At 39.9% G+C, this 16,424-nt stretch carries 13 protein-coding genes and 2 pseudogenes; 3 read left to right on the forward strand and 12 right to left on the reverse strand.

Annotated elements, in window-relative coordinates; translation table 11 throughout:
* Window positions 1–45: 45 nt before the first annotated feature.
* Together MKY42_RS17310 and MKY42_RS17315 are read right to left on the reverse strand one after the other, a co-directional pair.
* Window positions 46–627 (reverse strand): TetR/AcrR family transcriptional regulator, encoded by a 582-nt coding sequence (locus MKY42_RS17310; RefSeq protein ID WP_090898749.1) that lies wholly within the window; start codon window positions 625–627, stop codon window positions 46–48.
* Window positions 628–719: 92 nt separating this feature from the next.
* The gene (locus MKY42_RS17315) at window positions 720–1,730 is read right to left on the reverse strand and encodes a fumarylacetoacetate hydrolase family protein (protein ID WP_339843547.1); all 1,011 of its coding nucleotides are present in this window, start codon (window positions 1,728–1,730) and stop codon (window positions 720–722) included.
* A 166-nt stretch (window positions 1,731–1,896) separates the two neighbouring features.
* Here MKY42_RS17315 and MKY42_RS17320 point away from each other — a divergent pair, with 166 nt between their 5' ends.
* Window positions 1,897–2,919 carry an MBL fold metallo-hydrolase gene (locus tag MKY42_RS17320; RefSeq protein WP_339843549.1) on the forward strand — a complete coding sequence of 341 codons (1,023 nt, stop codon included), beginning with the start codon at window positions 1,897–1,899 and terminating at the stop codon, window positions 2,917–2,919.
* A gap of 151 nt (window positions 2,920–3,070) precedes the next feature.
* Here the strand turns inward: MKY42_RS17320 and MKY42_RS17325 are convergent.
* The 3 genes and pseudogenes from MKY42_RS17325 to MKY42_RS17335 form a co-directional block, all read right to left on the reverse strand.
* Window positions 3,071–3,944: pseudogene (locus MKY42_RS17325) on the reverse strand (IS3 family transposase).
* A 108-nt stretch (window positions 3,945–4,052) separates the two neighbouring features.
* Entirely contained in the window at window positions 4,053–4,520 is a 468-nt protein-coding gene (locus MKY42_RS17330) for a hypothetical protein (protein ID WP_090898759.1), read from the reverse strand.
* Between the two features lie 65 nt (window positions 4,521–4,585).
* Window positions 4,586–5,116, reverse strand: a complete 531-nt coding sequence (locus tag MKY42_RS17335) for an S-layer homology domain-containing protein (RefSeq protein WP_090898761.1) — start codon at window positions 5,114–5,116, stop codon at window positions 4,586–4,588.
* Window positions 5,117–5,669: 553 nt separating this feature from the next.
* Between MKY42_RS17335 and MKY42_RS17340 the strand changes: the two genes are divergently transcribed.
* Window positions 5,670–6,947, forward strand: coding sequence for an MFS transporter (locus MKY42_RS17340; protein WP_090898764.1), 1,278 nt, complete (start codon window positions 5,670–5,672; stop codon window positions 6,945–6,947).
* A 185-nt stretch (window positions 6,948–7,132) separates the two neighbouring features.
* Here the strand turns inward: MKY42_RS17340 and MKY42_RS17345 are convergent, their stop codons facing one another.
* From MKY42_RS17345 to MKY42_RS17365, 5 genes are all read right to left on the reverse strand, one after another.
* Window positions 7,133–8,464: a hypothetical protein gene (locus MKY42_RS17345; protein ID WP_339843553.1), complete on the reverse strand. Its 1,332-nt coding sequence runs from the start codon at window positions 8,462–8,464 to the stop codon at window positions 7,133–7,135.
* Window positions 8,461–9,603, reverse strand: coding sequence for a glycine amidinotransferase (locus tag MKY42_RS17350; protein ID WP_090898772.1), 1,143 nt, complete (start codon window positions 9,601–9,603; stop codon window positions 8,461–8,463). Before MKY42_RS17350 ends, MKY42_RS17345 begins: the two co-directional genes overlap by 4 nt.
* A 274-nt stretch (window positions 9,604–9,877) precedes the next feature.
* Window positions 9,878–11,044, reverse strand: coding sequence for a cytochrome P450 (locus tag MKY42_RS17355; RefSeq protein WP_090898776.1), 1,167 nt, complete (start codon window positions 11,042–11,044; stop codon window positions 9,878–9,880).
* Between the two features lie 1,335 nt (window positions 11,045–12,379).
* Entirely contained in the window at window positions 12,380–12,568 is a 189-nt protein-coding gene (locus MKY42_RS17360) for a hypothetical protein (RefSeq protein WP_090898779.1), read from the reverse strand.
* 412 nt (window positions 12,569–12,980) lie between these two features.
* A complete protein-coding gene (locus tag MKY42_RS17365) occupies window positions 12,981–13,436 on the reverse strand; it encodes a hypothetical protein (RefSeq protein ID WP_256222076.1) in 456 nt (151 codons plus the stop codon).
* Between the two features lie 76 nt (window positions 13,437–13,512).
* Between MKY42_RS17365 and arr the strand changes: the two are divergent.
* Window positions 13,513–13,830: pseudogene (gene arr / locus MKY42_RS17370) on the forward strand (NAD(+)--rifampin ADP-ribosyltransferase); the annotation flags it as partial.
* Between the two features lie 66 nt (window positions 13,831–13,896).
* On the opposite strand, the gene MKY42_RS17375 reads toward arr, so the two are convergent.
* Together MKY42_RS17375 and MKY42_RS17380 are read right to left on the reverse strand one after the other, a co-directional pair.
* Entirely contained in the window at window positions 13,897–14,859 is a 963-nt protein-coding gene (locus MKY42_RS17375; RefSeq protein WP_339843557.1) for an amidohydrolase family protein, read from the reverse strand.
* A gap of 16 nt (window positions 14,860–14,875) precedes the next feature.
* A complete protein-coding gene (locus MKY42_RS17380; protein ID WP_339843559.1) occupies window positions 14,876–16,369 on the reverse strand; it encodes an ABC transporter substrate-binding protein in 1,494 nt (497 codons plus the stop codon).
* Between the last annotated feature and the right edge of the window lie 55 nt (window positions 16,370–16,424).

A 16,424-nucleotide genomic window follows, 5' to 3' on the forward strand; every position in this document is an offset into this window, starting at 1 on the left:
TCGAGCAAAAGCAATCTTTCGCATATTTAAATAAATCAACAAAGCTTATGACTGAGACAAAATTCCTTTTACAAACAATGAAACACTGTGCTTGTAGAAATCTTCCTCGGTGACGAGTTGGGACTGATATTGCCCGTGAATCAGCTCGCTCATCTGAAATCCGTAGCACATCGAGAGAAAAGACATGGCGGCAAGGCGCTCATCCTGTCTGGCTATAACTTTTTTCTTCTGCAAGCGTTCAAAATATTCAACCAGCAAGGAGTGCAGCTTCACCGGCGGATCGGCCAGCACTCTGTCCAATTCGGGAAACATTCCTTTGTCGCGGATGCCAATCAAAATGATGTCCGCATTTTTATGGAAAAACAATCGGTACTGTTGACTTACATTCAGCAGATCGACTTCCGGATTATCGGTCGCGTCCTCTTTTAACAACTTCTCAAATTGCGGAATATCCGAATGTCTTTCAATGATGGCTTCCAATATGCCTTGCTTGCTTCCAAATTGCCGGAAAATCGTAGATTCATTGACTTTAGCTTCCGTTGCAATGGCTTTGGTGCTTACTCCCCGATAGCCCTTCTTTTTGATGAGCCGTGTCGCGGCTTCAATGATTCTGTCTGAAGTTTGCATTGTATTTCTCCTTTTGCATATGTTAAACCTATTCTACTACAAGTTTTGTATATGCAGCAGGGTAGGGATTCATCATTTTTATAAACGTTTATTTAAGGTAAATCGCTTCTTTTTTCCCAGCGGCTTGGTTCCGTAATCTTGACATGATCAGGCACCAATTGCGTGAGCGTGCCTAATTTATCAAATGTAATCTGGATTCGGTCAGAGGGCAACAGCCATTCTTCGGTCTCGATTGCGCAGCAATCCGGGATCGTCCCCATTCCTATAATCGTGCCCGGGAGTGGCGTGAAAACTTTGAGAACCTCCTCTATCACTTTTGCAGGGTGTGCAGAATACTCGGATGTGCTTCCCTTCCAGTGCAATCTCTCCCCGATGCGTACATCCACATCCAATGCCAGCGGGTTGTCGATTTCATCCGGCGTTACCAGAAATGGTCCTATTCCTTTGCTGCGATCGAAATCTTTGCAGCGCGTCGGTCCGGTCATCGCCTGGAAATCCAGCCACTGCACATCGCGGACAGTACTGTCGTTAAAAATAACATAACCTGCAATACAGTTCCCCTTCCCTGTAACAAAGGCCAGCTCCGGCTCGATATCCAGGTAGGATGAGTACGAAGGCCAATGAATCGTATCCCCATCGCCAATTAATGCATTATGGTTACACTTATAATAACTGAAAGTTACTTTATTCAGATCTTGCTGGAATTTTTCAGAAATTTTACTTGTAAGCTCTTCTCTTTCCGGCCCTGTATATTCTCTTTGCAGCAGATTTACGCCAGCATTTCTCAGATGTCTTGGCGTCAGCCCGAAATCGATAAGCGCAGCCGGATTCGGAACCGGCGGTAGCAGGTTTACGGCTGCAATCGGGCTGATTTCATTTTCATTGAATTGATGCAACTGTTTGACAGCATATTGCATCATTTCCTTAGCGGCATCATAACTTGCCGGCAAATAATGAAGATAGCTTTCCATACTTTCAAGACTGTCAACGAATGTTCCCTGCTTTTTCATGATTGCAGCAAAAGACACGACAAATCTCTCGTTAATTACAAACCCAAACAAAGGTTCCTGGGATGTATTGGTTTGAAAGGTTACTAGTTTCATGTTGCAGCGCCTCCATCCATGTAGTGTGATGTTGTTCTGTTAGTAGCATACAGTATGGAATTAATGCATGCAAGTACATGCTTGCATTTCTGTTTTCCATTTTCTATAATGAGGACATAGTCAGTATGACTTACCAAAAAAAACATATACACGAAGGAGAATTTTTATGAAGTATGGACGTATTATTCAAAAACCTCGCGTTAAATTTTTTGAAGTCGCAGATGATGTCTTTGCCGGTATTTCGCCGTATCGCGGGATCAGTTGGGCCAATGCCGGGTTCATCAACAAGGGTGAAGGGCTAGTGTATGACACGTTCTTCGATTTGTTCCATGCGCGGGAAATGCGGGAGACTTTTAAGGAAGTAAGCAACGGTGGCTCTCCCGCATATGTGGTGAACTCGCACTATAATAGCGACCATGCCTGGGGAAACAAAGTGTTTGAAGATGCTTGCATTATTATGCACAAGGAAGCGTCCAGAGAGCGTCTTACTGAAAATATTGCCTGGATGGACAGCGTCATCAGAAGAGGAAAGGATTCTCCGGAATCTACTTCGGGCGAGCGGTTTTTTGCAGCGGAATTTGAAGGATTCGACCTGAAAGGCGTAGAATGGGTGCTCCCAAATATTGAGATAAAGGACGATATCAACATCCGTCTTGGCGATACGGAAGTAATGATTTACAACGTTGCTCCGGCCCACTCTGACAGTGACTTGCTGCTGTGGATGCCAAAAGAAAAAGTGCTGTTCGCCGGCGATGTCGTGTTTAACGGGTGTACGGCATACAGTGAAGAGGGAACCCTCAATTGGGTTAAAGTGCTTGACCGCATTATTGATGAAATTAAACCCGAAATCGTTATTCCAGGACATGGCGCCATCTGCGGCCTGGACTTCGTGAAGGAGCAGAGAGACTACCTCCTGAACCTGATCAGCGAGTTCAACAAGCATTACAATGACGAAATTGATGCCTTGTCCCTGACCAAGCAAATTGATATTTCCCGCTTCCTTCATTGGATTCAGCCAGAACGCTTGTATGTTACAGTGGACATCCTATTGAAAAGCAAACGAGGGTTACCTCCCCTTCCAATTTGGAACGAGGTGCCTGCTAAGCTGGAAGACATGAAAGTTTTTTTGGCCGGAAAATATGGTAATCAAATCAAGCCATGGGACCCTATGAGTGTTTGGCAAGAATGAATAGCAATTTGAAGCTAGCCTACGAAAAACAAAAAATGGAGTTGGACTTATAAGTTACTAGTAGAACTCTTCTAAAACGATATAACCTGCCCGTTAGCTGAATAAAAGCAGCCGATCACTTGAAGTCACCCCTTAAAGTTAGACAAATATTTTATGCAATTTGTTGGGCATGAGCCCGGTATTGTACCGGACTCATGCCTTTTAATTTTGACTTGATGCGTTTGTGATTGTAGTAATCCATGTATCGTGCTAGCTCTTGTTTGAAGTGATCTACACTTTCAAATTCATGAAGATAAAAAAACTCTGACTTCATAATGCCAAAGAAGTTCTCCATTACTGCGTTATCATAACAATTCCCTTTGCGTGACATGCTCTGGGTAATCGCTTGTCCCTTTAAAGCCTGTCGATACTGTTTCATCTGGTAGTGCCAGCCTTGATCCGAATGCAGGAGGAGTTTATCCTCGTTGGACAAGCGTTTAAAGGCTTTATTTAGCATCTCGGAGACTAAGGAATACGTAGGGCGAGACCCTACTGTGTACGTAATAATCTCACCGTTATACAAGTCCAGAACAGGTGATAAATACATCTTTTCTCCAAACAACTTGAACTCTGTAATATCCGTAACCCATAGCAGGTTCTTGCTTTTGAAGTCCTTTTTTATTCTTATCCGTCATACAATGACGCCCCTTTATCTTTGGTTTTAGGGCGTCGATCCCATTTTCATTGAACTGACTGCGCCACCTTCGAATAACCCCTGGAGAAGAGATATTGAAAATGACCGCAGCTTCATTTGGAGACGTCCCATTTTCGTTCATATAGTTGAGTACGTCTAGTTTATAGGTTAGAGAGTAAGCTGTATAGGTTTTTTCAAAAGCTTTTAAACCGTGATATTCGTATTGCTTGATCCACATACGCAGGATTTCATGATTAATTCCTAAGGATTTCGCAATGCTTTTAATCCCTTCATTTCCTGATAAATATTGATGAATAGCTTCTATTTTCAAGTCTGAATTAAATTTTGACAAAAAAACTGCACCTCCAATTGTTAGATGGTGTCTAACAATTGGGGTGCAGTTCAACTTTGATCAGCTGCTTTCTTTCATTTTCCGATAATTTAATAACACAAAGATCTATCAATAATTTAAAGCAGTTTTTAAAGATGTTACCATTATATGATAGAGTACCTGGGTTTCATCATCGACAATAAACGTGATCGTATACACAACTTCAATATTTTGGATTGGATCATAGATTGAAATATCCTGATAGGTGCCATCGCTCATCTTCTTATAAAAATACTCTATGATGCCTTGACCGCTCACTCCAGATGACCCATATCGATCTATAATATCTGATAAGGTACTTTCACCCAATACAATTCCTTTTTTTGTAAGTAGTGAAGAAGCTGTATTAGGTGAGTATTGCATGTATGAGTCGGTTTTCCAACCATCTAACTCTCCACTCTGGTTAAAGTGTGCAGTGAATAACGGATATGTATCAGAATCAAAAATATTCTTTCCTTTAGATTCTCCGAATTGTACATCAATTGATTTTTTCGAATCTCCAAATCTAAGTTCTGGAGAATCGCCAAGAATGTACAAATTAAAATCCTCATCAGTAACAGGCTCTGTACTAAAATCAGGAATTACTTCAGAAGATATGTCTATCAGATCAGGAAGAAGACTGAGATCTGTAGAAACTTTTGGTCTTTCATAGATCTTAAGTCTTCCATGAAAAGCAAGCTTGCGTATCCATTAAAGTGCTTCTGCCCTCGTAAGTGTACCTTCCTCATCAAACTGCTTTGGAATATTAGCTTCACTGTTGGTAATCCATGTACGATCAGATAGGCGACAGCATATTGGCCAGTATAATGAACCCCTTGAGTTGCACTGATAATTTCGGCAGCACGTAGTTTGGTAATGGACTGCATTCTCATCGCAAAGTTGTTTTCTCCAGTTGTCGGATGGTTATATCGCTTAGCTACCCTGTAGAGACCTTCTGTCCAACTCTCACTGGGTAGGTATGCACTATTTGCACTTGCATTTGGAATAGCCATACTCATTGCTCTGTATAACATCTTGAGGAATTCAGCCTCTGTTATTACTTGATCAGGCTTAGAGCTGTAATTGGAATATCCATTAATTATATTTTCAGAGATACCCCATTGAAAGAGACGCTTGGCCCAGTGCTCGTTCATGTTTTCTGCCAGGAATTCCCCTCCACATCAAAGTGGCTATATTTTTGTCATTCTGCTCCTGCATCTCGGATTCGGCTACTGCAGTTGTAGATCCCAATAGTAATGCGGCTAAAACCAAGCAAGCGGTCATACGTTTAAGACTGATCATTATCGTACCATCCTTCTAGGATTAAATCGTAACTATAATAATTTATCAGGTGCTTGGCTCGGGATACAAACTTGTACCGAATGTAATAAAAAGCCGCTAATTTAGCGACTTCATAGGGTTAACATTTTGTCTCAAAACAATTCACAATATAGATGACTTGTCATGCCAGATGATTAGAGCAAGTAGGCTTTGCTTTAGGTGGGATTCATGAATAATTTTTTCGCAGAAAAGAACATTTGTTCTTTTTTTGGGTCATTTGAATATAAAAATGTATTATATTGTTTTTACATTATTATTATAGAAAAAAAATAAAAAAAAGTCTATATTTTTTTCTGGGTTCTGGCTATATTTAATCTACCGATATTTTCCAGACAGTTAAAAAAATTAAAAAAGTGAGGTAATTGAATGAAAATAAAGTCATGGGATTTAAACTTAAAGATACGGCTCAGTGCGGAAACCATATTTAACTTACTTTACTGGATGTATTTTCCCTTTATCACGATTTACTTCAGTCAATCTTTAGGAAATCACATTGCGGGATTATTGATGACAGTCCCTCCTTTAATCTCAATCTTCGGAAACATATTAGGAGGATATCTCGCGGATAAAATGGGTAGACGATTTGTAATGTTATTGGGTGCCTCAATCCAAGCCATAATGTTTGTCGGATTTGCTGTTACAGGTAATGATTGGATAAGTTACATATCTTTTATAGGGATAGGTCTAGGGGGCGCTGTTTATGGCCCGGCGAGTGATGCAATGGTCGCTGATTTAACTCCTCCTCAAGAAAGAAGACAGGTTTTTGCAACGTTTATTACCGCTAAAAATATAGGAGCAGTACTTGGGCCAGCACTTGGGGCATTTTTCTTCTTCAATTATCGAAGTGAATTACTGTGGACATGTGCTATTGTAATGTTATTATATGCACTTGCAATTTATTTAAAAGTATACGAATCCATGCCAAACCACGAACTGAAAAGATTAGAAAAAACTACTTTCAAAGCTGCATTCAAAGAAGAATGGAGCGGTTATGGAACAATTTTTCGTGATAAACCATTCTTATTATATCTCTTTGGTGGAGTACTTGGAGTCATAATTACAATGCAATTAGATTTATATTTAGCGATTTATGTGAATGATTATGTTCCAGCTCAAGATCTGTTTAATTGGAATAACTTTAACTTATCGCTCAATAGTAGTGAAATATTAGGTTGGATGCTGGGTTTGAATGGACTCTTATTTGTATTCTTTGTCCTCCCTGTAACGAAGTGGTTATCGAAGTGGAGTGATAAAAATGTTTTTATACTTTCAGCTGTTCTCGCTGGTGTAGGAACATTTTTATTAGGTTTTACCACAAACATTTGGATTCTATTTTTACTTACAATTGTTTTTACTTTCGGTGAGATTGTTAGAGCACCTGTCATTGATAATTTTATAGCTGACTATGCACCCGAAAATGCAAGAGGGAAATATATGGGAGCATCACGATTGCAGTTCACAATTGGTAGGTTTTTAGCCCCTGTAACTGTATTTATGTCTGAATGGATATCCCCTATTGGGATATTCAGTACAATACTAATTCTTGCTGCTTTGAGTGCTCTCGTATATATAAGACTTTATAAAGTTTATGATAATTCTAAAATTGAAAAGGTTGAGGCAAGTTCTTCGGATCTTACTCAGTAATAGGACAGTTCACTTTAGTCATTATGGTATGACTGCATCACAAATCTAGGTGAGGCAATCATACCATAATTTTATTGGGTTTTTATGAACCTCTGAAAACACAAAGAACCCTAAGAGGGCTACGATGTGTAGTTGACCAATATTTTAAATTAGTATTCCAATAACAATCATTTGCTAGTTAGATCTCAAAGATAGAGTTTTTTTGTGCTAAACTGATTATCCAATAAACTGTAATATTGCTTCTCTTCTTGTTCATTTTCATAAACAATACAAAAACTCACGTATCCACCTACCTCAAGTAGAATCGGTAAGGATATTAAAATTCCTTTACGTTTTGAAGAGTCATAAAGTAGATTATTGTCTTCTAAAAATTGGTGAAAAGTTTCAAAAGCAACAGGTGTCCAATTGAGTGGGGAGTGATATTGAACTACAGTTCTTTCTGGCTCTTCTTTAGCTTTAACTACTTTATTAGCTATTGAATCATAAACATGCAGAGAACCGCCTACGCGAGAGTTTACCTCAGTGAATACTATGTTATCATCTTTTTCTATAACTGCATCAGCAGACAAATAACCACGATATCCAATGGATTGATAGAACTTGGCAAGTGATTCACCATAAGTTGTTAATTTTGTTTCTACTTCCTTTGAGATACCTCTTAAAGGAGCTATTTCTGTAACAAGCCTTTGATTAGTATATCCTAAACGTCCTGAACCCGTAAAATAAACACCTTCATCGTTAGCAAAAAATTCAGCATATATTGTTTTTGCATCTGGAATGAACTCTTCTATAATAACAGGCCTCTTTCCATTTGCAGAAGCCCAGTTCCAACGCGAGTCTAAATAACTTTTAATAGGGTCATTAGCTGTACTCAGTACATGCATATGAACTGCCCCTACATGACCTACTCCCAGACTTTTATCTCTTATAAGCAACTCATTCCCCGCTCCTGCTCCATTGTGTGCCTGTTTAATCATTACCGCATCATTAATTGACAATAGATTTCGTATTGCTAGTTCAGCTTCTTCAATTGAGTGGCAAACCCTTCCATCTGCAATAGGTGCGCCTGCTGCCGTAGCAAATACCCTAAAATAAGCTTTGTTATTAACCAGTTCAACTCCATTTTGTAAGAAAAAGGATGCGCCTTGTAATTTATCTGATAAGCTAAGTTTCTCTACAAAGTGTGCAATAGCAGGTGATGGCCACATTGGTAATACCTGAGTTACATTATTTATTTCTTTTCGAATGCTGTTTATAAATTGTTCCTCATATAAAGCCTGGGGATCAAAATGTTTTTCATTGGATTTGTTATTAGACGTAACGAAAAACTTAAGGCTGTTTGCATCCACCCCAGTTAGAGATGTAACATGCTGTAGGAATTGCATGTCTGGTTTAGATGGTAGAATGATTAAATCTCCATCTTCAGCAAACCAAATAACTCGTTGCGAAAAGATGCGATCATCGTTGCTCAATTTTAGTATTGAATGTTCAATATGATTTCCGATTATTATTTTCATATTGTGTAGTCCTCCAGCCCACCGTCCCTTACTGTATCAAGAGTAAAACAGTGGAACCCTCCTCCAAAAAGTCTACGGTGACGATGTTTTACCGGGACAACTGTAAATCCTTCTTTTTCAAGTGTCTTTATTAAATCAACACATACCTCATTCACTAGTACAGTTTCTGGATTAACTGATAGAACATTCAAATCTATATAGGGACTTGTTAATAATAAATCGCCATCATCATAAGTAGGAAAGTTGGTTGCGCTTGGTTCTGGAGGTACTATCATTTTCCATTTTTTAAACGGTTCAGGAAGTAAATCTTTTAGATCTTTATGTCTAGCTAGAAAAACTCCTGGTCTAAGTGCTAACAACATACTATCAATATGGTTATCACTCATCCGATAAACTCTGTGAATTCTATAACGGTTCTCGACATGTCTTTCAAGCCAGTCACAGGCTAATTTATGATTTTGGTTTGCAATATTAACGATAATATCTTTACCTAATCTTAAACACTGCGCACCATCGAGCATCATCTCAAATCCCACATCATAAGGAGAACTTTCGGGATCTTCAATAGGTTCAGTAGGCCCACCTAATGTAGTCTCTAAATCACGTGCATAGGAAAGATCAAAAGACATGTCTGTTAAAATTGGTCTAGGCATGGTGGTCCAAGTCGCGCCGGCTTCAAAGTACTTCATAAATATTGGAGCTAACAATCTAGTTTCTAAATACCTAGATCTAATAGCTGGAGGAGTTTCAATGATTTCATCTCCCAAAATTAAAGTGTTATCACGAACGTTTAGAGCTGGTACTGGTGCACTTTCCCACCCAAGTCCTTTGATATTTTGTGGATTAAACGGTAAAATCATAGGTCGATGAACAGTTACATCGAATTTTTTTAGTAAATTCACAAGATCTTCCACGTCTTCATTGAGTTCCTCAACATACTTTTGTTTGATTTGCCAGTTGAGATCATTCACCTCTTTGGACGACTTATTTAAACGGGGATATGCCCAGTCCGATTTAAAAAGGTTTTCATGAAAGAATATATCAAACGATAGATCTCTTTCATGCGATATGTAGTTTTGGGCTGTTCCAACAATTATCTCCTTTAAAGGAGACCAGTCATCAAAGCTATTTAATTTCATCTATTAATCACTCCTGTTTATATTTTTAAAACAAAATATTCAGAGCCAGACTAACATAATTATGTACTGTCTGACTCTGGCTCATTTTTGTTATGTTAAATTAATGCGTGTAAATCATAGTAATCACCTCCATAGAAGTATTACTATTGAGAATTATTAGTGCGTGTAGATCATAGTATTCACCTCCGTTTGAAGTAATACTCAAACACTCTTAATGTGTATAGATCATAGATATCACCTCCTTCAAGTAGAAAGATTGTATGAATCAAAATAATTAAATGTTACTAAATAACACTGGGAGTTCGTCGATGCACCTAACCGTTGCTGTATTCCTTCTTGTAGGAGTACGAACTAACTCAAGACATCTTGATTCAGAAAGCAGAGAATGGATTAATTCGCCTATTGCCAACTTCCCAAATAAAGTGCCTACGCAAGTATGAGGGCCCCAACCAAACCCTAAGTGCTTATTATTTGTTCTATTTAAAATAATCTTATCTGGTTCTGGAAATGCAAGGGGGTCTCGATTCGCTGCAGCCAATAAAGTTAGTACAATATCTCCCTTTTTTATTGCTGTGCCCCTAATTACAGTGTCTCTTGTAGCAAATCGACTCGTCCCCTGTGCTGGGCCATCAAACCTTACTAACTCATCAATTCCAGATGAAAATAATGATTCGTCTTTGAAACTTTGAAGAATTTCAGGATTGTTTATTAAAGCGAGTACCACATTACCAAACGTAGCATATAAAGTACCGAAGCTAGCATTAAACATAGTACCGGTTGTATTTCTAATATAGTAACTTGGCACATTGGCTTTTTCGCTGTTCGCTCTAATATACGGCAGTATACCGGTCGTAGCGTTTGACTCAAACCATAAATCAACTAGCTCGTTTAATTTTTTTCTTGCTTGTTCTCCAGGCTCAAAATTTTCAGGGGACAATCCTGAATCCATTTGGTATGCAATAGCATCAGAAATCTCCATGTATAGTTCCAATTCTGGTTCTTCCACTCCTAGTAATATAGAAGTCAAGCTTAAAGCAAGAGGAGCAGACACCTCTTTCATCCAATCAAATTCCTTATACGTTTCCTGCTTTTGAAAGGTACTATTTATAGAAGTACGTATTTTCGCCCTAATATTCTCAATATCTTGCGACTTGAAAGCCTTCATCATTAGAGCTCTTAAAGGTCCATTTTCCGGAGGGTCTAATGACTGTAAATTTTTTCGAACATCTGAAATTTCCACTCCAACTCTTCTCATATCTAATGCAAACAAATCAGAATCTTGTAAAACCTTCATGCAGTCATCATGCCGAGTCAAGACCCAAGATTTCATTCTCTCATGCCAAAATATTGGCGTGGTTTCCCTTAATTTTTTGTAGATTGGATAAGGATTCTCTAAAGTGTCCGGATGTAAGGGATCATACGTAAGTACAGCACTATCCATATCACACCAGCCTCTCTGGAATTTTTTATAATATATTGAATATAATTCTATTAAATAGTTGAAATTCCTTCTTTTTTATTACATTTTTTTGCTTTAAAGCAAAATATAAGATTTTATACGGATTCCAGACAAAAAAATCATCATTGTTAAGTGAATTAGCTAAAAATCTTGTCACCACCAAGTATAAGTTGATTTCCTATCTTAAATCAGTCACCTCCTAGCCATTTCAAACTGCCAAAGCCATGTGTAGAAGTATTGTGAAATATGTGAGACTCGTGTATCTTGAGTAACTGTGTAAATAAAGAAGCATTTGTCTTCTAGGCGGTTACCAGACATCACCCTGTATACATACTAGAAAACGTTGGTATATCTTTCTTTCATTTAGGATTTATATAATAACGAGATCGTAGCATGGCATCTTTCCGAGCTTAATGACCTCTATAAATTTCGACACCTTTTCTTTATTAAAGTGCTTATTAACCGAGCTTGTTTTATCCATTCCAAATGGGATTACAGTTCCAGTGGAAATACTTCGTAGCGTTGATCTTAATCCAACCATTTGCCTGTTAGTCTTTAAAAGAGACTCACTACTCACTCACACTTAGATATTCACCTAATCGGAAATGGGATTATATTCTTGTGTAATTCGGCAATCAGTACAAGTACTTGTCCTCAACAGCTCGTTTCAGTCGGTATTTCGACTTTATTACTACCTAACCAACCCATTATGGTACTTAATGAAGTATTAAATATACGTCATCAATGTTTAGATATACATCTAATCGAAAATCGGACTATGTTCTTGTCCATTCCGGTAATTGGTACAAGTTCTTGTCCCTTGACAGTTTTTGAACTTTTACTCGTCATGTGAATACCTCCATGATTTTCTCTGCCTCGAACTTTACAATGTATCTCTTTAATTAAATATTGTCTTACGGCTTCCTTAACGCCTTTGGGTTCACCATCCCATTGAACGATTGCCCCCCTTATAGCTGCTTTTCTTTTCAATCCAATAGAAGAACGTCTTAAGGGTGTTTAGATATGCTAAAATTGAACTCTCATTTATTCGCTTTATCTGATCGCGATCATACTCGGTCAACGGAATAAAGGGCTCCTTCTTAGAATCGTAAACAATCAGTCTGTATTTACTGGTCACTCCTTCGGGACAAAATATATGAAAATAGGATCCCACTTGCCTCACCGCCACAATCATTTTCTGCCACAAAAAAAAGGACCTCCCACACTCTCTTTTTGTGGATGTCCGTATATGATGTGTAACACTATATAAAAGTACTGTAGCTTCATAGCTTGGTCAACAAAACTTACATATTAATATTACGTAGGATTTTGTACATATGCTCCTACGATATCATAGCTGTTCTGTTCAAATATATGCCCCGTACGCTGGTAAACAACGGTCACTTCGCGATCAGGACCACCATCTAACGAAGGAGCCATGAGTTTCACTTTCGGGAGGTCGCCAACTCGCTGTTGTTTAATAAACTCTTCATTCGTTTTACTCATTTTAATCCCCCCATAGAGATAATTTAATGTGGTGATCTGGGCATATCAGTAATATCAACGTTTATATGTTCAGTTAGCATTAAGGTTACATCTACTTTCACTTTGCTCCACAATAGTGTCATTTTATGAAAGTAAACCTCTTACGGAATAATTTATTGTTAAACTCAGTCACTCATCTTCATGGATCAGAGGTTTCGCTTGATAGTGAACTCAAGTACGATGCTGTATAATTCGTTCTTTATGTTGTGCAAGCATCATGCGGCTCGATTCCCTTAATCCATTGGCCTCCAGTTTTTTGCTCATTTGTAATGCCCCCTAATTTTAGATGCTCTATCTATCGCTTGACCGGCAGCCGTAATGGAGCTCGCTCGTAGAATGGCAATATCGCCAAATCGATCCTTAATGTCGTCCATCACCTGATCAATGGCTCGTTTTTGCTCCTGATCATCAAAAACGATAGTTGAAATGTATCCGCGTTGGATAATTGAGAAAGGGATACGCCTACACGGCGTACAGGTTGCCCGTCCCAGTGTTGATGAAATATGCGTTTGGCTATCTTGCACACATCAACAGTTATGTTTGTAGGATCAGACAGTTTAACCTGCCTGTTAAAACCCGTTGGGTGGTCAAAATCCGCTCCAGACACATTCACGGATACGATACTACCCATCAGCCCCTTTTTGCGGGCTCTTCTGCATACTTCTGTGCAGATATCGAGGATAACCACTTCGATCTCCCAAGCCTCTGTGAAATCCCTAGGCAGGGTCATTCCGTTTCCGATATCCTTTTGAGTACTGTGCGAGTTGACGGTTACCGGCGAATTGTCGAGCCCATTTGCGACTCTCCAGATGACCTCTCCATTAACCACCCCACTTACTTCTTAATTTAGAAAGAGGCGTATTCGCCAGGCTCTAATGGTTCGGATGCCCATCTTCCACATCAGTATGGATGACAAAAAAGTGATCATAGATCAAGGTCCTTTTTTTCATGGTACAAAAGCAGAACTGCAAATTGGTGATTTATTAGAACACCAATTCTTATCAAATTACCAAGAAAAAAATTCTAACTATATATACTTTACTGCAACATTAAATGCTGCCAAATGGGGTGCTGAATTGGCAAGATTCAATGCAAAAGAAAGAATCTACATAGTAGAACCATTAGGAGATTTTGAAAGTGATCCAAACTTAACTGATAAAAAGTTTCCTGGAAACCCAACACGTTCATATAGATCTAAATCGCCACTTAAAATAATAGCTGAATAAAAGCAGCCGATCACTTTGATCCGCTGCTTTCTTTATATTATTGGTTAATCGTTTCCTGTCACTTTAAATTAACTTTTTCTCTATATCAAAAAGCTTAGAAATGCGGGGAAATAGACGAAAGGCATTGCCATAAGCGATCATCTTCGCGTTTTCTTCGCTGATCTGCTGTGCTTCATGGAATACCCACTCCCGCTGTATACGAAGGACGCTGTCCGCTGGCCATGGTATGTCCGCTCCGAACAAAATCCGATCAGGCGCAATCAACTTTTGGATTGTGCCGAGGTTCAACGTGGAATCATAGTAAAGGTGGTCCAGTTTGGCTATTTCGGCTTGAAATTGTTCCGGCGTTGTTTCAACCTGAATCGAATCTTGCCCAATGGCGGCAAGCGCAATTCTCCATTTGATATACGGAACCATGCCCCCTGTATGGGGAAGAATGAATGTAATGGATGGATATTGGTCAAAAATGCGATGAACAGCCATCGTAGTGACGGCCCGCGTCGTATCGAAGGTGCCCTCAAGCAGTGCAGGACTAAGCCCAGCGATTTTTTGCGGTATGAGGATGGGGTGCAGAAACACAACAGCACTGCGCCGATCTAATTCGGTTAACAATTCGGTGTAATCCGGATGGCTTAAATATTTCCCCTGATAACTTGTCAGCATTGCAACTCCATCCATCCCGAGAACATCAAATGCATACAAGGTTTCTTCCATGGCCGCTTCGGGATTCGGTAGTGGAAGTGTTGCAAACGCACCATACCGTTCAGGATGAAGTTGAGCATACGATGCGAGCTCTTCATTCATTTTACGTGCCAACGCATTGGCAGAAGATTGGTCGATGAACGTCAGGTCTGACGGGGCTGAAAGGAATGAAAACGAGATGTCACATACATCCATTTTTTGCATCCCGATCTCGGGCGTCCACTTCGGCATAAAACTTGGAATCTCCATTCCCAGCTCCCGCTGCTTTCGTTGCATTTCTTTAGAGATGATATGGTGGTGAACATCAATGACAGGATTAAACATGTATGATCAGCTCCTTCTATTTATTTTCAAGCCATTGGTTTAACTGGTTTTGCTTTTCCGTCAATATTTTCTCTACGCCTGCATTCTTTAGTTTGTCGATATAAGCACCCAGTTCTGACGGGTCAAAAGTTCCTGTCTGAAAGCCTGCATCATACTGGTTTTGGACGTTGGCCACCGCGGTAATTTGGGTTTTGACCGGATTAATGTCGAAGCTGAAGCCCATCGCCCTTGATTTTACGGCACTCTCGTTTTCACCTTTCAAGTGATCCCACATGTCAGGATCGTTCCCTTCCCATATATAGGACAGGAAATTGTTCCCCACGGCATATTGGTTTGAATCGTATCCTGTTGCAGTAACACCTTCCGGCTTGCCGATCAGGTCATTATCCCGCTTAACATAATGCTTGCCCTCAATACCGTTGGTAAACAGATTAATGACTGCTTCGTCCGAGTAAAACAGTTCCAATACTTGAATCGCCTTATCCGGCTGCTCACTGTTCCTTGCCAAAGACATCATGTTCGAAGCTACGCTATTACGCGTCATATACGAGTCCTCAAGGGGTACGCATACTAGTTCGGTCCTAGCCGCAAGCGATTCCGAGTAACACTCATTGATATTCCGGATATACGAGAAGGCTTTGCCTGCCTTGATCAGATTGGACCCCGTTTCCTGTGACGTTGCCACGTCTTTGCTGAAATAACCTTTTTGGTACCAATCACGCATCAGGTCAGCCATTGTGGAGAACCGCGAAGTCGCAAAAAGATTCTGCACGGTGAAATCCTCCCCGCCAAAATCCAGTACGCCAGGTGCTGTTCCCAATGGATCAAAATTCAGCATGGCTTGTCCGGGTGTTTCCTGCGAGGTATAGCTGACAATTGGCGTGACACCCGGCTCATTGTCCTTAATACGCTGCAATACAGCAGAGATATCATTCCAGGTTTTTATGGCGCTAAGGTCAATATCATGCTTATCGGCAAGCTCTTTGTCCATCACCAAACTGGGAGAAAGTGCCCAAGCTTTAATGCTGGGAACGCCATATGTTTCGCCATTCATCTTCCCGGCTTCTGCAGCTTCCTCCGGAACAGCCTCCAGTATCTTTTTACCGAATTCACTCAATGATTCGTCCATGGGCAGTAACTGCCCCCTGCCGATTTGGGATTCAAGGCCGAACCAAACGCTGGTATACACCAGATCCAGTTTCTCGCTGCCCGCCAGCATCAAGTTCATTTGATTGGCATAGTTAGATCCATTAACAGGCAAGAGCATCACAGTGGCGCCTACCTTTTCCGCTGTAATATCACTGATGGCTTCCTGAATTTCCTTAACATCCGTTACATCCCCAAAAGCCGGATACGTCATGACCACTTCATACATGTCTGTTGCTGAAGCTTTCTCCAGTTCTACTCCATCCTTACTGTCTGGATTTCCGCATGCCGCCAACAATAGAGGGGCCGCACAAATTAAGGACATTACCTTTATGAAACCCGCAGGTAATCTTTTTCTGAACATCTTCATTCACTCCCCATGTTTGCTTTTGGATGTGACATCTCGGATACGAAGCATG

It is taken from the genome of Paenibacillus sp. FSL W7-1088 (genome assembly GCF_037969855.1).
In the GTDB taxonomy this organism is placed as follows: domain Bacteria; phylum Bacillota; class Bacilli; order Paenibacillales; family Paenibacillaceae; genus Paenibacillus.